This window comes from Chromohalobacter canadensis, assembly GCF_034479555.1.
GTDB lineage: Bacteria > Pseudomonadota > Gammaproteobacteria > Pseudomonadales > Halomonadaceae > Chromohalobacter > Chromohalobacter canadensis.
Map to the genome: position 1 here is coordinate 3,546,064 of NZ_CP140151.1, position 20,408 is coordinate 3,566,471.

General features: G+C 60.6%; 19 protein-coding genes and 1 tRNA gene. 10 read left to right on the plus strand and 10 right to left on the minus strand.

The window, feature by feature from the left end; translation table 11 throughout:
• The 7 genes from SR908_RS16495 to xdhA form a co-directional block, all read right to left on the minus strand.
• Complete coding sequence (locus tag SR908_RS16495; RefSeq protein ID WP_075368753.1) at positions 1-606, minus strand: hypothetical protein; 606 nt, start codon at positions 604-606, stop codon at positions 1-3.
• A 98-nt stretch (positions 607-704) separates the two neighbouring features.
• Positions 705-1,931, minus strand: a complete 1,227-nt coding sequence (gene hpxO / locus SR908_RS16500) for an FAD-dependent urate hydroxylase HpxO (protein ID WP_246923575.1) — start codon at positions 1,929-1,931, stop codon at positions 705-707.
• A gap of 47 nt (positions 1,932-1,978) precedes the next feature.
• Positions 1,979-3,361 (minus strand): uracil-xanthine permease family protein, encoded by a 1,383-nt coding sequence (locus SR908_RS16505; RefSeq protein WP_246923578.1) that lies wholly within the window; start codon positions 3,359-3,361, stop codon positions 1,979-1,981.
• Positions 3,362-3,499: 138 nt separating this feature from the next.
• Positions 3,500-4,858 (minus strand): guanine deaminase, encoded by a 1,359-nt coding sequence (gene guaD, locus SR908_RS16510; protein ID WP_246923581.1) that lies wholly within the window; start codon positions 4,856-4,858, stop codon positions 3,500-3,502.
• A 53-nt stretch (positions 4,859-4,911) separates the two neighbouring features.
• Positions 4,912-5,778 carry a xanthine dehydrogenase accessory protein XdhC gene (gene xdhC, locus SR908_RS16515; RefSeq protein WP_246923583.1) on the minus strand — a complete coding sequence of 289 codons (867 nt, stop codon included), beginning with the start codon at positions 5,776-5,778 and terminating at the stop codon, positions 4,912-4,914.
• Positions 5,775-8,174 (minus strand): xanthine dehydrogenase molybdopterin binding subunit, encoded by a 2,400-nt coding sequence (gene xdhB, locus SR908_RS16520; RefSeq protein WP_246923586.1) that lies wholly within the window; start codon positions 8,172-8,174, stop codon positions 5,775-5,777. The genes xdhC and xdhB overlap by 4 nt, the downstream gene beginning before the upstream one ends.
• Positions 8,158-9,600 (minus strand): xanthine dehydrogenase small subunit, encoded by a 1,443-nt coding sequence (gene xdhA, locus SR908_RS16525; protein WP_246923589.1) that lies wholly within the window; start codon positions 9,598-9,600, stop codon positions 8,158-8,160. The genes xdhB and xdhA overlap by 17 nt, the downstream gene beginning before the upstream one ends.
• Positions 9,601-9,848: 248 nt before the next feature.
• On the opposite strand from xdhA, the gene SR908_RS16530 reads away from it, so the two are divergent.
• The 3 genes from SR908_RS16530 (at position 9,849) to SR908_RS16540 (ending at position 11,176) form a co-directional block, all read left to right on the plus strand.
• On the plus strand, positions 9,849-10,535 hold the full coding sequence (locus tag SR908_RS16530; protein ID WP_246923593.1) for a TetR/AcrR family transcriptional regulator: 687 nt from the start codon (positions 9,849-9,851) through the stop codon (positions 10,533-10,535).
• Complete coding sequence (locus tag SR908_RS16535; protein ID WP_097023772.1) at positions 10,532-10,963, plus strand: hypothetical protein; 432 nt, start codon at positions 10,532-10,534, stop codon at positions 10,961-10,963. The genes SR908_RS16530 and SR908_RS16535 overlap by 4 nt, the downstream gene beginning before the upstream one ends.
• A 78-nt stretch (positions 10,964-11,041) precedes the next feature.
• Complete coding sequence (locus tag SR908_RS16540; protein ID WP_257125250.1) at positions 11,042-11,176, plus strand: hypothetical protein; 135 nt, start codon at positions 11,042-11,044, stop codon at positions 11,174-11,176.
• An 89-nt stretch (positions 11,177-11,265) separates the two neighbouring features.
• On the opposite strand, the gene SR908_RS16545 is transcribed toward SR908_RS16540, so the two are convergent.
• Positions 11,266-11,469, minus strand: a complete 204-nt coding sequence (locus SR908_RS16545) for a hypothetical protein (protein WP_097023771.1) — start codon at positions 11,467-11,469, stop codon at positions 11,266-11,268.
• Between the two features lie 143 nt (positions 11,470-11,612).
• Positions 11,613-11,689 (minus strand) — tRNA-Pro (locus SR908_RS16550).
• A gap of 248 nt (positions 11,690-11,937) precedes the next feature.
• On the opposite strand from SR908_RS16550, the gene SR908_RS16555 reads away from it, so the two are divergent.
• Positions 11,938-12,321, plus strand: a complete 384-nt coding sequence (locus SR908_RS16555) for a CidA/LrgA family protein (RefSeq protein WP_097023770.1) — start codon at positions 11,938-11,940, stop codon at positions 12,319-12,321.
• Between the two features lie 2 nt (positions 12,322-12,323).
• A complete protein-coding gene (locus SR908_RS16560; RefSeq protein WP_097023859.1) occupies positions 12,324-13,052 on the plus strand; it encodes an LrgB family protein in 729 nt (242 codons plus the stop codon).
• 126 nt (positions 13,053-13,178) lie between these two features.
• On the opposite strand, the gene SR908_RS16565 is transcribed toward SR908_RS16560, so the two are convergent.
• A complete protein-coding gene (locus SR908_RS16565; RefSeq protein ID WP_246923607.1) occupies positions 13,179-14,624 on the minus strand; it encodes an SLC13 family permease in 1,446 nt (481 codons plus the stop codon).
• Positions 14,625-14,824: 200 nt separating this feature from the next.
• Here SR908_RS16565 and SR908_RS16570 point away from each other — a divergent pair, with 200 nt between their 5' ends.
• The 5 genes from SR908_RS16570 to infC all read left to right on the plus strand — a co-directional run bounded on the left by SR908_RS16570 (position 14,825) and on the right by infC (position 20,352).
• Positions 14,825-15,292, plus strand: a complete 468-nt coding sequence (locus tag SR908_RS16570) for a DUF2489 domain-containing protein (RefSeq protein WP_246923609.1) — start codon at positions 14,825-14,827, stop codon at positions 15,290-15,292.
• Positions 15,293-15,313: 21 nt separating this feature from the next.
• Positions 15,314-16,468, plus strand: coding sequence for an amidohydrolase (locus SR908_RS16575; protein ID WP_097023767.1), 1,155 nt, complete (start codon positions 15,314-15,316; stop codon positions 16,466-16,468).
• Positions 16,469-16,728: 260 nt separating this feature from the next.
• Entirely contained in the window at positions 16,729-17,610 is an 882-nt protein-coding gene (locus SR908_RS16580; RefSeq protein WP_097023766.1) for an OmpA family protein, read from the plus strand.
• A gap of 269 nt (positions 17,611-17,879) precedes the next feature.
• Entirely contained in the window at positions 17,880-19,775 is a 1,896-nt protein-coding gene (thrS, locus tag SR908_RS16585) for a threonine--tRNA ligase (protein ID WP_246923613.1), read from the plus strand.
• A 37-nt stretch (positions 19,776-19,812) separates the two neighbouring features.
• Positions 19,813-20,352 carry a translation initiation factor IF-3 gene (infC, locus tag SR908_RS16590; RefSeq protein ID WP_257125275.1) on the plus strand — a complete coding sequence of 180 codons (540 nt, stop codon included), beginning with the start codon at positions 19,813-19,815 and terminating at the stop codon, positions 20,350-20,352.
• Positions 20,353-20,408 lie beyond the last annotated feature (56 nt).

Here is a 20,408-nt window from a genome sequence, read left to right on the forward strand (position 1 = left end):
TTAAGGCGGGGTGAAACCATCGGCCGCCGCACGTCGACGCTGATAGGAATGAATGTGGCCTCGCCATTGGGCTGCAAGGGAAGGATGATTGTGTCGCTCGATGGCCTGTATCACGCGCCGTGCGGCGTGGTGTAGCGCCGTCAAGTGATGGACATGGGGAATGTCCTCGGGCGCTAGGTGCGAATAGCGGGCGCGCTTCGGGGCGGGGTCGACGCTAAGTACGAGCCTGTCTGGCCGCGACGATTCCCGCACCCGCGAGACACATTGGCGCCGTGACCGACTTTCGATTGCCGTGACGAGGCCGATATCGACATGCAGTGCACCCTCGACGCTCATAGCGTCATTCGTGTCGGTCGATCGCACATGAATCAGCATCTCGATGCCGGCGCGCGCGACGGTCTCACGGCAGCATGCTTGTTGTGTCTGACATGTGGCCGCCATGGGCTGGACGCGCGTCGGCATGCCGCGCACCTGTCGCTCGAGTGCGGCCTGGTTCTCGCCCAACGTCCATAACAAGGCGCCGCGCGGTAGCAACCAATCGATGAGGGTTTCCGCGAAAGGTGTATCAGCGCCTGTGATGAGAATGCGACGTTCCGACCAATCCATGAGATACCTGCCGATGGCGGAGATGAAAGAATCGCAACGCTCGCACGGTAACGCTTAAGAGATGCTTACGTCGCTCGCGGAGACGCCAGTCCCAATGTTTACCCCAGTGGCCCGCCGACAACGGTCTTCTTGAGTCCTGCGAGGATGGCGTCGCCATCTTCGTGGGCGAGTTCGTCATACCAGGCATGAGTTTGCTCGGGGTCGAGGCCGTGGATCATCGCCGCGCGTTTGCGGGCACGTGAGACGATCTCGCCGACGCGCTCGACACGCGCGACGTCGTAGTGGGTCAGTGCGGTGGCAATCGCTTTCGAGGTGTCAGCGTGTTCAGTGAGGGCGTGCTGCACGGCGTCGGCCAGCACCCAGGCGTCTTCCATGGCTTGGCAGCCGCCCTGGCCGAGATCCGGCGCCATGCCGTGCGCGGCGTCTCCAAGGAGTGCCACACGAGGTGCGATGAGGGTGTCGAGGGGCGGGATATCGTGGATTTCGAGGCGCGCCATGCGCTCGGGATCGAAGCGCTCGATCACGGCTTGTACCGGCTCGGCCCAGCCGGCGAAGTGTTCGCGCAGTTCGTCACGGTAACGCTGGGAGTCGTTGGGCGTGCCGGCGGGCAATGGCACGTCGAAGAAACAGTAGAATTCCGGCGCGCCCTGGTCATTGCCGCCGCTACCCATAGGCATCAAGGAAACCCGCTTGGCGTCGCCCACGTACTGGTCCCAATTATGCAGCGGGGCTAGATCATCATCGGCGGGTACGCGCACGTTCCAGTTGACGTACCCTACGTACTGACGTTCCACGGGGTGCCCCGTGAGCTTTCCGCGCAGCCGTGAATGCGTGCCGTCGGCGACCACCAGCAAGTCGCCGTGGAGGCTGCCGCCATCTTCGAAATGTGCCGTGACGCCTTCGTCGTCCTGGGTATAGTCGAGGCAACGCCGCCCCAACTGAATGTGCTCGGCCCCCACGGCATCGAACAAGGTCTGCTGCAAGGCGGCGCGTGCGATGGGGCAGGCACGTTGCCCAACATCCTCGAACAGTGGCGCAAGACTAAAATCGGTCAAGGTCTGCCCATGGTGGTTGAGGTAGCGCATGCGGGTCATCTCGCCGCTTAATCGCTCGATAGTCTCGCCGAGCCCTAGGCGGTGCATCACTTTTACCCCGTTGGGCCATAGGGAGATGGCTGCGCCTACTGGGCGTATCTCGTTGACACGCTCGACGACGGTGACTCGATGCCCCTGGTGTTGAAAGGCAAGTGCGGCACTCAGGCCGCCCATCCCTGCGCCGACGACGAGGACGTGCAAGGGGGAAGCGTGTGGTGCTGAGCGAGACATGGCGAACTCCTTCAATCGATTGTTATGGGTTACGAGATTGTTATGAGTTACGAAGACTGATGCGGCGCTGTGGCACGCGGCGTCGTGTCGGCGGTTTCTTCAGCGTCCCCGGTACTGCCGGGCAGCAACAGGGTGCACAGGATGGCGGTCAACCCGCCGGTGGTGATGGGCGAGGAAAAGATGCGTTCGGCGGTTTCGGGAAGCCCTGATAGGGCTTCGGGAACGAGCTGGACGCCGAGCCCCATTCCCACCGAAACGGCGATAGTCATGATCGTCTTGCGGGTCATCTCCTGGTCGCTGAGGATGCGGATGCCGGAGACGGCGATTAGGCCGAACATCAAAGTCGTCGCGGCGCCGAGCACGGGACGTGGGATGAACTGCAGCAGAGTACCGAGTGCGGGGATGAGCCCCAGTAGCAGCAGGATGACCGCGACGTAGCGCCCCACATGGCGGCTAGCTACGCCAGTCAACTGCACCACGCCGGTGTTTTGGCTGAAGGTGGTATTGGGGAAGGTGTTGAAAAGGGCGGCGAGCAGTGAGTTGACGCCATCGGCCAGCACGCCGCCTCGTATCCGGCGTTGATAAACCGGGCCGCTGACGGGTTCGCCCGAGGCGCGTGACGTGCCGGTGAGATCGCCTACGGTCTCGATGGCGGTGACCAGGAAGATGAATGCCACGGGAACGAAGGCTGTCCAGTCGAAGCCGATGCCAAAGCGCAGCGGTTGCGGTAGGGCGAACCATTCAAGTGCCTCGGGACGGCCCTCGAACTGGCCGGTGAGCGCGGCCACGAGACAGCCGGTCACCAGCCCGAAGAAGACCGAGCCGATGCGCAGCCAGATGTATCGCGACATCTGACAGGCCAGTACCACGACGATTACCAGTGCCGCCAGACCCAGGTTGGCAAGGCTGCCGAAATCTTCGGCGCCGACCCCGCCGGCCATATCGGTGACGCCGACCTTGACCAGCGAGAGGCCGATCAAGGTCACGACCACGCCGGTGACGGTGGGCGTGATGATGCGCTTGAGACGATGCAGCATGCCGCCGAGGGCGATCTCGATGAAACTGCCTACGGCACAGACGCCGAGCAACGTCGCGATGACGGCTTCGTCGCTGGCGCCGCCGGCACGAGCGGTTTCGCCGGCGGCAATCAGCGCGGCCACGAACGAGAAGCTCGTGCCCTGGACGCTCAGGAGTCCCGATCCGAGCGGCCCGAGACGCTGGGACTGCACCCATGTCGCCACGCCCGAGACGAACAGCGCCATGCTGATCAGATATGACATGTACTGATCGAGCCCCAAGGCGCTGCCCACGATCAGGCTGGGAGCGATAATGCCCACGAAACTGGCGAGTACGTGTTGTACGGCAGCGAGCAGCGAGGCCAGAGGCCCGGGACGATCCTCGAGGCGATAGAGGGGTTGATCGACTGACATGGCTTGGCTCCTTGTGCCCCATCGTGCGGCGGGCTTTATGTATACAAAATCACGCTGCAATGCATAAGCAATAGGAGTGCCAAGTGTGTGTTATCGCCAGGCTCGCCGTATGCATGGGGGCTGGCGAGGGTCGACGCCTCACGAAGATGCGGGCGCGCGCTTCTGTGGTGCTTCATGGTGATCGTGTGCGTCACGCTGGTGCACGAGGCGGCCGTCGGCCCAGGTAGCGTACACGCAGCGGTCGTCACCCAATATCATCATCGCGAAGAGGCACTCGCCGAATGTTTCGGCCACTTGGGTACGGCGTGCCAATAGGGGCGTGGCGGCCAAATCCAGGACGACCATGTCGGCTTCGTACCCGGCTTGTATTCGTCCGATACGATGATCGAGGTGCAGCGCTTTGGCATTGCCAAGCGTAAGCCGATAAAACCCCTGCCAAGCGGTCAACGGCTGGCCAAGCAGGGCGCCGACCTGATAGGCACCTTGCAGTGTTGTCAGCCCGCATAGCCCGGTGCCGGCGCCTACATCGCTGGCCAGGGATGTGACGACACCGGCGTCACGGGTGGCGAGGCGATCGAAAAGCCCGCTGCCCAGAAACAAATTGGATGTCGGCGAGAAGGCGATATTGGCACCGGCATCGGCAAGTCGCGCGCGTTCGTCCTCGGAGAGATGAATACCGTGTGCGTAGGTGCTGCGCGGGCCGACCAGGCCGTAGCGTTCGTAGACGGCGAGATAGTCCCGACACTCGGGAAACAGCTCGGCGACCCAGGCGAGTTCGCCCCGGTGTTCCGAGAGATGGCTTTGTAGATACAGGCTCGCGTCGTTGCGCAGAACGCCGCCAACGGCATCGAGTTGTTCGCGACTCGAAGTCGGTGCGAAACGCGGCGTCAGCGAATACGCCAGACGATCCTTGCCGTGCCAGTCGGCGATCAACCGTTCGCTATCGCGGATGCCGCCGGTCGCGGTGTCGGTGAGCGTCTCCGGGGCATGGCGGTCCATCAGCACCTTGCCCGCCAGCAAGCGCAGCCGGCGCTGCTGGGCGGCGGAGAAGATGCTGTCCACCGAGCCGGGATGCGAGGTGCAGAATACCTGAGCAGTGGTTGTGCCGCCGCGCAGCAGTTCATCAAGGAATCGCTCGGCGACTTCCTCGGCGTGCGCCCGTTCGGCGAAGCGGCATTCGGCGGGAAAGGTGTAGTCGTTGAGCCAGTCGAGCAATTCGCGACCGAACGAGGCAATGATGTCGAGCTGCGAATAATGCACATGGCTGTCGATGAAGCCGGGCATGATCAACTTGCCGCGGTAGTCGACGATCTCGACCTCTTCGGGCACATGCGGGGTGAGGGCCGAAAAGTCGTCGACGGCGCGAATGCGGCCACCTTCCACCCACACGGCGCCGTCTTCCCAATAGCGTAGGCTATCGGCGTCTGGGGTAGGCGCCTCGCCGGGATCGGCGTCGAAGGTCAGCACGGTGCCGCGTAGCAGTTGGGAGTGGGTCATGGAAACGCTCTTGTAAACAGAAAATGACGGAAAAGGAGCTCCGGCGCCCGGTCTCAGAGGCATACATCTTGGCCGGTGACGTGGCGCCAAGTGGCGGGCATCACCCCACGCTGCGGCGCATGGGCCTCGGTCGGGGCCAGGGTCAGTAATTCGGCGGCGATGGCCAATGCGATCTCGTAGGGGCGTTTGCCGCCCGCGCCAGGAACACCGATTGGGCAGCGTACCCGCGAGAGTGCAGTCGCGTCGTGTCCGGCCTCGCGCAAGGGGCGCTGGAAACTCGCCCACTTGCTTTGCGAGCCGATCAAGCCGATAGAGGCCACGCCGGAATGGCTGAGCAAGACATCGACGAGGCGGCGGTCTTGGGCGTGGTCATGGGTCATGACGAGCGCATGTACATCGTGCGGGAGCCCCGCGAGTGCCATTGCAATGGCGTTCTCATCGAGGCGGTGGCAATCGACGCGAGATGAGGGCGCAAGTGCCGCAAAGGCATCGTCGCGGCTGTCGAACCAGTGTACCCGCCATGGGAGCGGTGCCAGCAAGGGCACGAGAGCCTGTGCGACGTGGCCGGCACCGAATATGGCGATGTGCTTCTCGGCGCCCGCGAAGCACTCGAACAGCAAACTGACATGCCCGCCGCAACACTGCCCGCTGCGTCCGCCCAGGGGGAAAGCTTCTAGACGCGGCGTGGTTGCCTGCTCACCACGGGTGCTGGCAGTGAGCATCTCGCGTGCGCAAGCGATGGCCTGGTACTCGAAGTGGCCACCGCCGAGCGTGTCGTGGCAGGCGTCGGCGGTCACCACCATCTTGGCGCCGGGCTCGCGCGGCGTGGAGCCCTCGGCGCCAACGACGCTGATCAGTACATGGGGCGCGGCACCGGCTTGCAGGTGGTGCAAGGCGCTGTGCCAGGTCTCGGCGCTCATTGTGGCGTCTCCGCTGGCGTCCTCGTTTCAGGGGCCTGGCGCAAAGTCTGCGCGGCGAAGAGCACGCGCTCCGGCGTGGCCGGGGTATCCAGGGCGGGGCTCACGCGATAATCGGCGAGGCTTGATAGTGCGTCGCGGAGCGCCGACCATACCGAAATCGCCAGCATGAAGGGAGGCTCGCCCACCGCCTTCGAGCGGTACAGGCTGGCCTGTGAATTGGGGTGTCCCTCGAGCAGGGAGACGCGAAAGTCGGGCGGTGTATCGCCGATGGTGGGGATTTTGTAGGTCGCCGGTCCGTCGCTCAGCAGACGACCGGAGGCATCCCACTTGAGCTCCTCGCTGGTCAGCCAACCCATGCCTTGAATGAAGCCGCCTTCGACCTGGCCCGTGTCGATCGCTGGGTTCAGCGAGTCGCCGACGTCGTGCAGGATATCCACGCGCGTGACGCGATATTCGCCGCTCAGCGTGTCGACGACGACCTCCGAGACGGCGGCGCCATGGGCATAGTAATAGAAGGGACGGCCCTGGCCCGTGGTGCGGTCATAGTGAATCAACGGCGTGGCATAGAACCCCGTTGCCGAGAGCGACACACGCCCCAGGTAAGCGGCCTGGACAAGCTCTCCCCAAGCGATGCGGCGTTCGCTCTCGCCGCGGCCTGCCACCAACTCTCCATCCATAAGATGCAGGTCTTCGCGATCCAACTGGTAGTGCTCGGCGGCGAACTCGCAAAGCCGCTCGCGCACCTCAATGGCTGCGTTGCGAGCCGCCATGCCGTTGAGGTCGGCGCCGCTGGAGGCCGCCGTCGGCGAGGTGTTGGGGACCTTGTCGGTGCGCGTGGCGGAGATGCGCACGGCACTGTTGTCGAGTCCCAGCTCGCGGGCTACGACTTGCCCGACCTTGGTGTGCAAGCCTTGGCCCATCTCGGTGCCACCGTGATTGATCATCACGCTGCCGTCGGTATAGACGTGCAACAGCGCCCCAGCCTGATTGAGGTGCTTGGCGGTGAACGAAATGCCGAATTTTACCGGTGTCAGCGCCAGGCCCTTCTTGAGAATCGGGCTGTTGGCGTTGTAGGCGCGGATGGCATCGCGTCGTGACCAGTAGTCGCTGTCGGTTTCGAGCCGCGAGACGACCTCATGCAGCAGCGCGGTCTGCTCGACGCGTTGTCCGTAATGGGTGACGTCGCGGCCTGGGCGATAGAGGTTGCGCTTGCGGATCGTCAGTGGATCTTCACCCAGGTGCCGGGCGATATCGTCCATGGCGCGCTCGACGATCATCATGCCCTGAGGGCCGCCGAAGCCGCGAAAAGCGGTATTGGACGGATTGTGAGTCCGCGCGGGAATCCCGGTGACCCGAGCATCACCCAGCGAGTAGGCGTTGTCGGCGTGGAACATGGCGCGGTCGACGATGGCTTCGGACAAATCCGGCGAGTGGCCGCAGTCGCCGATGACGGTAATATCACCTCCCGTCAGCACGCCTTGGGCGTCGAATCCCAATCGGTAGCGGTTATGAAAAGGGTGGCGTTTGCCGGTGGCGCGCATGTCATCGCCGCGCGGCAGGCGCATGCGGATGGCACGCCCGGTGCGGCGGGCCAGCAGCGCGGCCAGACACGCCCATGGTGCAGCCTGGGTCTCTTTGCCGCCGAAGCCGCCGCCCATGCGTCGCACTTCGACGGTCACGGCATGAAACGACACGCCCAGCACCTCGGCAATGAGTTTCTGCACTTCGCTGGGGTGCTGACTTGACGTATGCACAATGACGCCGTCGTCCTCGTTAGGAAGCGCCAGGCAGGCTTGCCCCTCGAGGTAGAAGTGCTCCTGCCCACCGACGAATTGCTTGGCCTCGAGCACATGCACGGCTCCGGCCAGTGCCTGTTGCCAGTCGCCGCTTTGCTGAACATGTGGCGGACGGACCCATTCCTCGGCCTCGGCGGCGGCGACGGGATCGAGCTGCGCCGGCTGAGCGTCGATCTCGATTTCGGCAAGTGCCACGGCACGGCGGGCTGCCTTGAAATCGGTGGCGGCCACTGCGAATAGCGGCTGCCCGACGTAGCGCACCTCGGCATCGGCGAGCAGCGGGTCGCCCGGAAATACGGGGCCGACGTCGGTCTTGCCGGGAATGTCGGTGACGGTGATTACATCGACGACGCCGGGGGCACGGCGAACCGCGTCGAGATTCAACTGCGTAAGCCGGCCACGTGCGGTCGGGCTCAGCCCCACCGCGACATGTAGCGCATCCGCCGGTGAGGGCTGATCGTCGAGATATCGTGCGCGGCCGGTGACATACAACGTGGCGCTGTCATGCGCGGGGGCTTGCCGGGGTTCTGCCGGTGCGGTGTGCCGGTCGGTTGTTTCAGGGCCGGCCGGCGGGCGTGAGAGATCAGTGAGCGTACGCATCGAGGCAGACCTCCTGGGCAGCATCATGGTCGATCGTCAAGCGCAGGCGTTCGAGCAAGTTGGCGGCTGCGAGGCGACGGTAAGCGGCAGAGCCACGCACGTCGTCGAGTGGCTGGAAGTCACGCTCGAGCGCCTGGCGAGCCGCCTCGAATGTCGCCATATCAGCGGGGTGTCCCTCGAGGACGGCTTCGGTGGCCTGGGCGCGCCGTGGCGTGGCATCCATGCCGCCGAAAGCCAGGTGAACATCGTGCAGGCAGCCATTTTCCTCGCGCCAGGCAAAGGCCCCGAGCACCGCCGAGATGTCGTCCTCACGGCGCTTGGAGAGTTTCCAGACCTCGAGATGCTGGTCACTTTCGGGGCGTGGCAAAAAGATAGCGCGGATGAATTCGCCCGGCTCGAGGGCGGTACGCTTGTAGTCGAGAAAGAAAGCATCCAAAGGCAATTTTCGGGCGCCCTCGGGGCCTTCCAGTGCCAAATGGGCATCGAGCGCGAGCAATATGGGTGGCGTGTCGCCGATGGGCGAAGCATTGGCGATATTTCCGCCCAGAGTGCCGCGATTGCGGATCTGTGAGGAGCCCAGTCGCCGCAATAGCCGTGCGAACGCGGGGTAAACTTCGTCGAGCAGTGGTTCGAGGCGCGCGTAGGTGACGCTAGCACCGATCCACCAGCCGTCGGGCGTCTCGTCGATTGCCTGCAATTCGGCGACACGGCTGATGTCGATCAGGTTCTCGAAGGCTTCGAGCCGTTGAGTGGCCTCGAGCCACAGGTCGGTGGCACCGGCCACCAGGCGCGCCGTCGGATATTGGCGACGTAGCGCATGCAAGGTCGCCAATGTGTTCGGTATGGCGTAGCCGGTGGCCTCGAGCGTATTCCCCAGGGCGGCGGTATCGTTGTCAAGCTTTGGGTCATCCGCCCAGGGCGGGCGCACGTCGGGCTGATTTGCCATATGGCGTGCGGCTTTTTGGATGGGGCGGTATCCCGTGCAACGGCATAAGTTGCCACCCAGCGTTGCCTCGAGGCATGCATCGTCGAGCGCTATCGGTGATTGGCGCTGGCGTTCGTGGAGTGTGAATAGTGACATGACGATGCCGGGGGTGCAGAAGCCGCACTGACTGGCATGGCATTCGACCATGGCGGCCTGGACGGGATGCAAGGCGTCGCCGCGGGAGAGCCCCTCAACGGTGACGAGATGCCGGCCCTGCAGTTGATGGGCTGGGGTGATGCAGGCATTGGTGCTGTGATAGTGAAGACGACCGTCGTGGTCCGGCTCGCCGATAGCGACCGTGCACGCGCCGCAGTCGCCCGAGGCGCAGCCTTCCTTGGTGCCGGTTCGCTGCAAATCGTTGCGCAAGAGCTCCAGAATGCTGGTGTCGGGTGCTAGCGAGGCGCAGTGTTGCGGTTCGCCATTGAGATAAAACTCGATCATCGGAGTGTCCATCGGGTTGTCGTTGTGGTCCGAGGTGCGCACCGCGCATGTCGATATGACCATATGGTCAACTCTGTTAAGCCTTAATCAAAATGGCGCGTATGACAAGTCCCTTTTGCGCTTGTTTGTAGTGCGCCTAGGTGAGCTTGAGCGATGACTGGACTGCGGCGCCATAGGGCGTTGGTGTGCGTTGCACTGGCGACGCTCGCTGGGGCAGACTTCCATACCGGCAGACGAAGAGAGCGGCCATGACATCGATGAATTCGCCCGAACTGGGAAGGCGGGCGCATAACGAAAGCGTGATTCTCGAGGCGGCCGAGCGCGTGTTTGCGTGCCATGGTTATCGAGGCGCGAGCGTGCAGGCCATCGCTGAAGCGGCTGGGCTGCCTAAATCCAACGTGCTGTATTATGTGGGCAGCAAGCGCAAACTGTACGTGGCACTGCTCGAGCGTATGATGGCGCGCTGGAACGCCATGCTCGACGATATCGGCGAGGACGATGATCCGGGCGAGGTGCTGGAAGGCTTCATTCGCAGCAAGATGCGCCTGACACGCCAACATCCCCAAGGTTCTCGGTTGTTCGCCGCCGAGGTGCTTCAGGGCGCGCCTTTTCTGCAGGAATACTTGCACGGCGAACTACGCGAGTGGGTGCGCTCGCGGGCGCGTGTCTTCGAGCGCTGGTCGGCAAAGGGCTTGATGGATCCCGTCGACCCGGTATGGCTGATCTTCTTGATCTGGTCGGCCACCCAGCATTATGCGGATTTCGAGGCTCAGATACTGGGCATTACCGATCAGTCGGCGCTTGGAGAAAATGATTATCGTGCGATCACCGATTTCTTGTGCCATGTCATTCTCAAGGGATGTGGCGTTCGACGGCCATCCGACGGTGATAGCGAGCCTCATTACCGAGATATCCAAGATAAGGAGACAACATGAAACTTTGGGGCATCTTGCTCCTGGTCAGCGGCGGCTTGCTCGACGATTCATCGTCGCTGCCGGCGCAGCCCCCTGATAAGCCAGGGGCGATCACGGCGCAGATTGCACGCGATCACTTGCAATGGGCGTCGGCCACCGATGAAGAGATGTATCTGGCCCAGGCGAGCGTTAGAAAACTGCTCAAGTATCCTGCCACCGCGGTTTTTCGCGATATCCGAGCCGTCGGCCCCCGCGTCGGAGGCCCTTCCAATCGCGTGGTGTGCGGGCAAGTCAATGCACGTTGCGAGCGTGGCGATTATCTGGGGTATCGCTTGTTCGTGACACGCCAAGGTGCGCAGGCCGCGATCATGTCCTCGAGCCTGCATCGTAGCGGATGGGACCCTAACGCCGTGGCAGCGGCTTTGATCGAGTGGCAGCAGATGGCTTGACGGGTATTGGGATGCATGGGCCTGTGTGCATCATGATGCGTTCAGCCCTATGTAACTCAAATTCTGTCTGGAGACGCCATGAAGGAACTTCCCGGAGCACTGCTCGGCATCATGGTCGGGCTGGTCACGTGGCTGGTGGTGGGCAATGTGCTGGTAGGCGTCATTGCTGGCATCGCTGGCGGAATCGGGTGGGATCTGTGGCGGAATCGGTAAAGGCGTCATGCCTGCCTGCTTGGCGCTGGAGCTTCTTGCGCGTGCAGTCGAGATGGCTTGGCAGAGATTGCCAAGCCATTTTGGAATGATCATTCCACGCTAGGGTCGTCGTCCGCGTCGCCTGCTTTGACCTCATTGTCGGACGCCTTCATTCGCTGACGCTCGGCTTCGGCATGTTCCATACTTTGGTAAAGCCCCAGGCTCACGCCCGTGTCGCTATCGTAGACTTCATAGCGGACGTCGTTTTCGTCGGGGCCGGCGATTTTCCGTATCTCAATGGCGTCATGCAGCATGTTGGGCCTCACTGGAATGGCGGTAACTGAACGTGGGACTCGTCATGTCAACGAGTGTTCCAAGCAACCATCACCACGATGCTAACACAACGAAAAACCGCCGCTATGGTTGACCCATAAGCGGCGGTTTTTCTTGATAATCTTGGTCGGAGCGACTGGATTCGAACCAGCGACCTCTGCAACCCCATTGCAGCGCGCTACCAAGCTGCGCCACGCTCCGTTAACGTTTTCCGGAAGGCCTCCAAATAGGTGCCGCCCGTGGAACGCTGCGTATACTACCTTGGCTTCCAGGAAATGAAAACCCTTGATAGCGCTTTTTTTTCAACTGCTTGCCAGTGCCCGGCAATGATGAATGTCCACCGATGAGAGGTTTAAGCCAGCGTGGCGACACGCCATGAGCCAAGGTGAACGGCGGCATGGGTTAGACGAAAGATGTAGAATGTGGCCGTTTCATGTGGAGATGACGCAATGCCTCTTATTGCAGGAATGAGCGTGCTGTTGGGGTGCCAGTTTCTCGGCGAAATCCTGGTGCATGGGCTTCAGCTTCCTGTGCCAGGGCCCGTCGTGGGCATGGTGGTACTGTTGGTGGGATTGATGATCAATGGCCGCGTACCTACGGGGTTACGTACGAGTGGTGAAGGGCTGCTGCGCTACTTGACCTTGCTCTTCGTGCCCGCCGGGGTTGGTATCATGGTGCATTTCGATCTTATAAAGGCGGACTTCTGGCCCATCATCGTCACGCTTGTGGTATCGACCGCCTTGACCTTGGCTGTCACCGCAAAAGTAATGTCGTGGTTGACGCGCTCGATGCCCAGAGATCCGCGCGACGAATGGCGGGAGGAACGTCCATGAGCATGCCCGTTCCTGCGCTCGATCAATTATGGGTATATCTCTCCGCCAGCCCGTTATTGCACTTGCTGGTGACGCTTCTGGCCTTCATGGGGGCGAGCTATCTCAATCGTCTCCTGGGAGGCACGCCTTTCTTGCACCCGGTCGTGCTCACCATCGCGCTGATCATTGGCTTTCTGACGCTGACGGACACCGATTATGCGACGTATTTCGAGGGCGCTCAGTTCATCCATTTCCTCTTGGGGCCCGCCACCGTTGCCTTGGCGATCCCTCTATATGACTACCGGGAGCGTGTCAGGCGTATGCTGGTGCCGATATTGCTCAGCTGCGTCGCGGGGATCGTGACGGCGGTGACTTCAGCGGTGGGGGTCGCGATGCTTATGGGGGCCAGCCGCGAAACCGTGTTGACGCTGTCACCCAAGTCGGTGACATCGCCCATTGCGATGGGGATTGTAGAGAAGCTGGGCGGCATTCCGTCGCTGGCGGCGGGGATGGTGCTGATCACGGGGTCCCTCGGATGTGCCCTGGGACCTGTCATCTTCCGCCTGGTCAGGGTGCGCGACCCCAGTGTTCAAGGCTTCACCATGGGCTTGGCGGCGCATGGGTTCGGAACGGCGTATTCCTTTTCTTCGATTGGCGCAGTCGCGGGTGCCTTTGCGGGACTGGCGATGGGGCTGACGGGGTTGCTAACCGCCTTTATCTTGCCACCTCTGGTACATCTGTTCGGTCTTTAAAGTTTTATACCGTTATCTTTTTTGGTCATTATAAAGCTAAGAAACGGTGACCAAGATGGCAACGCCCCATTGGGCGTTGCCATACGTCTATTTTCAATATGTCAGATCGCCCATCCTATGAAGCGGTCAAGCCCATAGAAGGCGAAGCAAGGTCACGGTGATCAGCGTGATCAGCAAAGTGCCGACGATGTTGAGTAGCAGTCCGGCGCGGATCATCGACTGAATCTTCATATGTCCCGTCGCGAACACGATGGCATTGGGTGGGGTCGCTACCGGCATCATGAAGGCACAGCTGGCGGCAATGGCCGCGGGGACCGTGATCAGTAGCGGGTCCATGTCCAGCGAGATAGCGAGCGCGCCGAGAAGCGGTAGGAAGGCCGCTGCCGTGGCCGTGTTCGAGGTGACTTCGGTCAGGAAGATGATGACCAGCACGATGATGCCCACCAGCATCAACAACGGGAATACGCTGAAGATCGAAAGCTGTTGAGCGATCCATTCGGCCAGGCCGGAGCTCTTGATCATTCCCGCCAGCGCCAGCCCGCCGCCGAAGAGCAGCAGTACACCCCAAGGCAGTTCCTTGGCGCTATCCCAGTCGAGTAGCGCGCCGCGTGCCTTGTCTCCACTGGGAACGAGAAATAGCCCAATGCCGGCGGCCAGGGCAATGGTGGTATCCGATAGCCAGTCGAGCCCTACCTGATTCAAGAGAGGGCGTAGCATCCAGGTGGCGGCAGCGATGAGAAAGATCAGGCCGACTCGGCGCTCGGCGGCGGTCATGGTGCCGAGCGATTCGAGTTCGCGGTGAATCATCTCTCCGCCATCGTCGCTTTGCTGCAAATCGAATCCTTTGTAGGTCAACCACCACCATGTCACGGCCATCATCACGATGCTGACCGGCAAGCCGATGGTCATCCATTGGGCGAAGCCGATATCGATACCTTCGCCGGCGAGGTAGCCTGCGAGCAAGGCATTGGGCGGGGTGCCAATGAGCGTGGCGACGCCGCCTATACTGGCGGAATAGGCGATGGCGAGCAGCAGGGCGGTGGCGTAGCGCGAGACCTCGCGTGAGTCGCCATCGCCCAGCAAGCTGACGACGGACATGCCAATGGGAAGCATCATGATGCTGGTGGCCGTGTTGGAGACCCACATGCTGATGAAGCCTGTGGCGATCATGAAACCCGCGATTTGCTGGCGCGGTTTCTGGCCGACGATGCTGAGAACCTTCAAGGCGATGCGTCGATGGAGGTTCCAGCGCTGCATCGCGATGCCTAGTAAGAAGCCCCCCAGGAAGAGATAGATGATAGGGTCGGCGTAACTGGCTGCTACGGCATCGAGTTCGTCGATGCCCAGTACGGGGGCCAGCACCATGGGCAGAAGCGAGGTCGCGGGGATGGGAATGGCCTCGGTGGCCCACCATGTGGCCATCAGCAATGCAAAGCCGACACATGCCCATGCCGGTGACGACATGCCGGCCGGTGCGGGCACGACCAGGCATAGGATGACCCATAGGGGCCCCAGCCATAGACCGATTTGCGCGGCGCTTGGGCTGCGTGCGTCGTGAGTGGTCTCGCTCATGAATTGCCTCCTTGCAGGCGGCGAATGATTAATTGGCTTACGATACTCGCCATACTACTAAGGTATTAAGGCTCGATAGCTTAGCCATTGGTCTAAGTCGCTTGTCCGGCCTTTCCGGCGTGGCTTGTTGCAACGCGGCAAGCTCGGTAATGTCCGCGTCCGTTATCGATTAACTAAACGTATTTTATTGAGGTGCGACCATGTCCGTAGTGGTGGGCTGGAGCTTGGTGGTGCTGGCGGTGCTGGTCGTCGCTGGTTTGGTGGGATATGCATGGCGGTTATGGCGAGAAGTGCAGCGTCGAGAGGCCTTGCAGTGTGAGGAAATCGCGCGGGCTCATCGTAATTGTCTCGAGAGCCTCGAGGCGATCGCGACGGCTATGCAAGGGGACCAAGTCGACCTGGTGGAGGGGGCGCTTCGCTGCAAGGTGATGCTCGATATCATCGATCCCGCGTTGCTTGAGCGCGAAGACTTCAAGGTCTTTGCTGAGATTTATCGGCGCACGGAGCATCTGCACACGCATTCTTCGCGCCAGGATTTGTCGGCCAAGCAACGCTTTGCGGAGGATCGTGAGCGTATCGCGCTTCAGGAAGAGCGCTATGCGGAGCTCCACGAGGCTGCGCGGCAGGTTCTGGTGCTCAAGCGGGAGTGGCCGGCAGGCTTGCAGTGAACCATGAGGTAGGAGAAGAGCATGGGAGATCGATTTATGTCGCTTGATCCGGCTGAAATTCGCCACCGTTTGCACGCTGAACCAGAGTTGTCGGGACAAGAAGTCGCTACGTCGCGGCGCATTGTCGAGTGGCTTGAGGAGGCGGGGGCGACACGCATCGTGACCAGCTTGGGAGGGCATGGCGTAGCGGGTATTTTCGCCGCTGAGCGTCCCGGGCCGCGGGTGATGTTTCGTGCCGAGCTCGATGCGCTTCCTATTGGTGAGACCGGGGAGGTGGCATGGCGGTCGAAGTGTGAGCATGTGGCACATAGTTGCGGCCATGATGGTCATATGGCGACATTGCTCGGGCTTGCGCAGCGTTTGTCGAAAAATCCGCCAGCGTATGGCGAAACGGTACTGCTTTTCCAGCCCTCCGAGGAGACGGGGCGAGGCGCAAGGGGTGTCGTAGAGTCGTCACGTTTCGAGGAAATCGCCCCCGATCATGTCTTCGCGCTGCATAACTTGCCAGGTGAACCGTTAGGTGAGGTGTCAGTACGGGCGGGGGCATTCACGTGCGCCTCGCGAGGGTTGATCGTACGTCTCAATGGGTTGTGCACGCATGCGGCCCATCCCGAGCAGGGCCGTAATCCGGCCTTGGCAATGTGCCGGATTCTGCAGGGATTGAAGCGTCTGCCGCAGCAATTGCCAGACGATCAAGGGCTGGTCATGGTGACGCTGATTCATGCGCGTCTGGGGGAAGTCGCCTTCGGTACGTCGCCGGGGCAGGCCGAGGTGATGGCCACCTTGCGTACCGAAGACGATGCGATGATGCGTGCTCTGGCGGAAGCGGCCGTATCGCTGGCACGGGTCGAGGCCGAGGAGGATGACTTGGGCATTGAAATCGATTGGTGCGATGTCTTTCAAGCGACCCACAATCATCCCCGTGCCGTCGAGGCAATCCGTGAGGAGGCCAATGCCTTGGCATTACCGCTGCGTGAGTTGTCCGCAGCACACCGCTGGTCGGAAGACTTTGGTTGGCTAGCTGCACAAGGCGAGGGAGCGTTGTTGACCTTGGGCAGTGGCGAGCAATGCCGCCCTTTACATCACCCCAGCTATGACTTCCCGGATGCCATGCTGACACCGGGTATTGATTTGTTCGAGCGCTTGGCCAGACGCTACCAGGGCGGTGCGCGATAGTTGTACAAAATGAAACACCAGAGCCTCATCCATTCATTTGGATTTGCATCAATTCCGATAATGCATAATGATGAAGGCGAATTCATCGGTAGAAGCGCTGGTGAAGGGTAAAGCACTGGCTAAAAGAAAGGCTTTGTGCTTTCTTTTTTAATAAGGGAAGGGCGAAAAGCCTTTCTCCTGCCGGGAACCGCTTCTATACTCGGACCCCGCTGGGTAACGTCCCGTTACGACTAGCGCTGTGTTAAGAAGGAGTCTTACATATGAAAAAATCTACGACTGGCTTGCTGCTCGGTTCTGCGTTGATGGTCGGCCTTTCAGGCTGTGCCACTTCGGGCTCTCAGTCCATGTCCAATTCCGATGATCAAGCGTGGTACAAGTCCCCCTTTGTCTGTGGCCTGGCTGGCGGCTTGATCGGCGGCGGCATTGGCTATGCATCGAGCAGTGACTCGGACGAAGATACCGGTGCTGCACTTGGCGGCGTCGGCGGTGCGACGGCCGGGGCTTTGCTTTGCGCTGATTATTCCGACAAGGTAGTGGACAGCGATGGTGATGGCGTTCCCGATGATCGCGATCAGTGCCCTAACACGCCGGCTGGCGTTGCGGTAGACGCCCAGGGTTGCCCGCTGGATAGCGATGGTGATGGCGTTCCGGACTACAAAGACGAATGCCCGGGAACACCGGCAGGTGTCGAAGTGAACGCTCAGGGTTGCCCGCTGGATAGCGATGGCGATGGCGTTCCGGACTATCAGGACCAGTGTCCTGACACTCCGGCAGGCGAAGAAGTCAATGCGCTAGGCTGCCCGGCAGACTTGGTGCTGCATGATGTGAACTTCGAGTTCGACTCTGCCACGCTTACCAGCGATGCAGAAGGCATTCTCGATGGTGTTGCCGAGAAGCTGGCTGCCAACGAGAGCGTCAACGTTCGTCTGGAAGGCTATACCGATTCCGTCGGTAGCGCTTCCTACAACAAGGATCTCTCTCAGCGTCGTGCCGACTCTGTGAAGGATTACTTGGTTTCCAAGGGCGTGGATGGTGACAACATCACGACCATGGGTTATGGCGAGCAGGACCCGATCGCCACCAACGAGACGGCTGAAGGCCGTGCTGAAAACCGTCGCGTTGAAATGGGCGAGCAAGAGTAACGATTGCTCGGTTCATGATCGAAGAAAGGGGCGCCTTCGGGCGCCTCTTTTTATTTGTGCCACAAGCACGACTGGACGGCATTCCGCGCGCTTGCTAGTGTGCGCAATTCGTCGTTTCATGCGTTTGTGTTGCCTTCCCACTCAGTCGCGGGGCTGCAGGCGTATGACACGCAGGGGGAAGGTGGCTGATATATTTCCCCATTGCTTTTCATCTTCATCGTTTCATGTGGTCCCTGGTATGGGCCACCACTGAATATAAGGGATCCTGCATGCCCATCGTGACCCTGCCTGATGGCAGTCAGAAAACTTTCGATTCACCCTTGACCGTCATGCAGCTCGCCGAATCTATCGGCACGGGGCTTGCCAAGGCCTGTGTGGCGGGAAAGATAGATGGCGTTGCCGTCGATGCAGCCGATCTGATCGAGCGTGACGCCGAGGTTAGTATCCTGACGGCGAGCGATCATGAAGGGGTGGAGATTATCCGCCATTCCTGCGCCCACCTTCTGGGGCATGCCGTCAAGCAGCTTTATCCCGACGCTAAAATGGCGATTGGGCCGGTCGTGGACGATGGGTTTTATTACGATATCGATTTCGGCCAGTCAATCTCGCCGGACGACCTCGACGCGATGGAAAAGCGTATGAAAGCGCTAATCGAACGTGAATACGATGTCGTTCGTGAGTACGTGACTAAAGAGCAGGCCCTGGCGACCTTCGCCGAACGTAATGAGCCATACAAGCAGGAAATCGTCGAAGGTATCGCCGATGGTGAGACCGTTCGTCTCTACCATCATGAAGAATACATCGATATGTGCCGTGGGCCACATGTCCCGAATACGCGGCACCTGAAAGCTTTCAAGCTGACTAAGTTGGCGGGCGCCTATTGGCGGGGTGATGCCACCAAGCCGATGCTGACGCGCATTTACGGTACGGCCTGGCCAGACAAGAAGGCGCTGAAGACTTACCTCCAGCGCTTGGAAGAAGCTGAGAAGCGCGATCACCGCAAGCTGGCCCGCAAGCTCGACTTCTTTCACATGCAGGAAGAAGCGCCAGGCATGGTATTCTGGCATCCGCGAGGCTGGACGCTCTGGCAGACTGTCGAGCAGTACATGCGTAAGGTCTACCAAGACAGCGGGTATCAGGAGATTCGGTGTCCGCAGATCATGGATGTTTCGCTGTGGCAGAAGTCCGGTCACTGGGACAATTACGCCGATAACATGTTTTTCACCGAATCGGAAAAGCGTGAGTATGCGCTCAAGCCGATGAACTGCCCTGGCCATGTGCAAGTCTTCAATTCGGGACTGCGCAGTTATCGCGAGCTACCGGTGCGTTATGGCGAGTTCGGTGGTTGCCATCGCAACGAGCCTTCAGGCGCCTTGCATGGCATTATGCGTGTCCGCGCCTTTACCCAGGACGACGGCCATGTGTTCTGCACTGAAGAGCAAGTTGAGTCGGAAGTCACGGCCTTCCATCGTCAGGCTTTGGAAGTCTATCGTGATTTCGGCTTTGATGAGATCGCCGTCAAGATTGCGTTACGCCCCGAGAAGCGTCTGGGGAGCGACGAGAATTGGGATCGAGCCGAAGAGGCATTGCGTACCGCTTTGGGGCGCTGTGACGTACAATGGGAAGAACTTCCCGGTGAAGGGGCTTTCTACGGCCCTAAAATCGAATATCATATGCGTGATTGCCTGGGGCGCGAGTGGCAGGTGGGCACGATGCAGGTCGATTTCATGATGCCGACCCGTCTGGGCGCGCAGTATGTGGCCGAAGACGGGTCTCGTCAGGCGCCGGTCATGCTGCATCGTGCTATCGTGGGCTCAATGGAACGTTTCATTGGCATCCTCATCGAGCACTATGCAGGGGCCATGCCGTTGTGGCTGTCGCCTCTGCAAACAGTGGTCCTGAATATCACGGATGCCCAGCGTGATCACGCCGAGTCGGTGTCGCAGCGTTTGCAGAAACTCGGTCTGCGTGTCAAGACAGACTTGAGGAATGAGAAGATCGGCTTTAAAATTCGCGAACATACGTTGCAGAAGGTCCCCTATCTCCTTGTGGTTGGAGATAAGGAAGTCGAGGCCGACTCGGTAGCTGTGCGTACGCGCGGCGGCGAAGACCTAGGCAGTATGACGGTGGACGCTTTCATCGACAAGGTGCAGGCCGAGCGGTAATAGCGACATCTTCCAAGGCAAAAGTGGAGACGGAACCATCAAGAGAAGCAACCCAAGAGGGCGCCCACAGGAAAAGCGCCCACCAATGAACGAGCGGATTACCGAAGATCAAGTTCGCTTGATCGCCAGCGACGGTGAACAGCTTGGTATCGTGCCGACCAGCGATGCCTTGGAGCGTGCCGAAGCGGAGGGTATGGACCTCGTACAGATTTCCAATGCCGACCCGATCGTTTGCAAGATCATGGATTACGGCAAATTCATCTTCGAGCAGAAAAAGCAAAAAGCTGCTCAGAAGAAGAAAACCAAGCAGATCCAGGTCAAGGAAGTCAAATTCCGGCCCGGTACTGACGAGGGCGATTATCAGGTGAAGTTGAAAAACCTGATTCGTTTCCTCGAAGCGGGCGACAAGGGTAAGGTCACGCTACGTTTTCGAGGTCGTGAGATGGCGCACCAGGACATCGGCCGCAAGCTGATGGAACGGATTGCGGCTGACCTCGAAGACATGGCGTCTGTCGAGTCCTTCCCCAAGATGGAAGGCCGTCAGATGATCATGATCTTGGCGCCCAAAAAGAAGTGATCCGTTGGCGGTTGAACGGGCAGTCGGTATCGCCGGCTGCCGGCCCCGGGTTTTCT

Bases quoted from the DNA above. Each gene is read 5' to 3' on its own strand.
- SR908_RS16495 (WP_075368753.1), bottom strand. From the start codon at position 606: ATGGATTGGTCGGAACGTCGCATTCTCATCACAGGCGCTGATACACCT.
- hpxO (WP_246923575.1), bottom strand. From the start codon at position 1,931: ATGTCTCGCTCAGCACCACACGCTTCCCCCTTGCACGTCCTCGTCGTC.
- SR908_RS16505 (WP_246923578.1), bottom strand. From the start codon at position 3,361: ATGTCAGTCGATCAACCCCTCTATCGCCTCGAGGATCGTCCCGGGCCT.
- guaD (WP_246923581.1), bottom strand. From the start codon at position 4,858: ATGACCCACTCCCAACTGCTACGCGGCACCGTGCTGACCTTCGACGCC.
- xdhC (WP_246923583.1), bottom strand. From the start codon at position 5,778: ATGAGCGCCGAGACCTGGCACAGCGCCTTGCACCACCTGCAAGCCGGT.
- xdhB (WP_246923586.1), bottom strand. From the start codon at position 8,174: ATGCGTACGCTCACTGATCTCTCACGCCCGCCGGCCGGCCCTGAAACA.
- xdhA (WP_246923589.1), bottom strand. From the start codon at position 9,600: ATGATCGAGTTTTATCTCAATGGCGAACCGCAACACTGCGCCTCGCTA.
- SR908_RS16530 (WP_246923593.1), top strand. From the start codon at position 9,849: ATGACATCGATGAATTCGCCCGAACTGGGAAGGCGGGCGCATAACGAA.
- SR908_RS16535 (WP_097023772.1), top strand. From the start codon at position 10,532: ATGAAACTTTGGGGCATCTTGCTCCTGGTCAGCGGCGGCTTGCTCGAC.
- SR908_RS16540 (WP_257125250.1), top strand. From the start codon at position 11,042: ATGAAGGAACTTCCCGGAGCACTGCTCGGCATCATGGTCGGGCTGGTC.
- SR908_RS16545 (WP_097023771.1), bottom strand. From the start codon at position 11,469: ATGCTGCATGACGCCATTGAGATACGGAAAATCGCCGGCCCCGACGAA.
- SR908_RS16555 (WP_097023770.1), top strand. From the start codon at position 11,938: ATGCCTCTTATTGCAGGAATGAGCGTGCTGTTGGGGTGCCAGTTTCTC.
- SR908_RS16560 (WP_097023859.1), top strand. From the start codon at position 12,324: ATGCCCGTTCCTGCGCTCGATCAATTATGGGTATATCTCTCCGCCAGC.
- SR908_RS16565 (WP_246923607.1), bottom strand. From the start codon at position 14,624: ATGAGCGAGACCACTCACGACGCACGCAGCCCAAGCGCCGCGCAAATC.
- SR908_RS16570 (WP_246923609.1), top strand. From the start codon at position 14,825: ATGTCCGTAGTGGTGGGCTGGAGCTTGGTGGTGCTGGCGGTGCTGGTC.
- SR908_RS16575 (WP_097023767.1), top strand. From the start codon at position 15,314: ATGGGAGATCGATTTATGTCGCTTGATCCGGCTGAAATTCGCCACCGT.
- SR908_RS16580 (WP_097023766.1), top strand. From the start codon at position 16,729: ATGAAAAAATCTACGACTGGCTTGCTGCTCGGTTCTGCGTTGATGGTC.
- thrS (WP_246923613.1), top strand. From the start codon at position 17,880: ATGCCCATCGTGACCCTGCCTGATGGCAGTCAGAAAACTTTCGATTCA.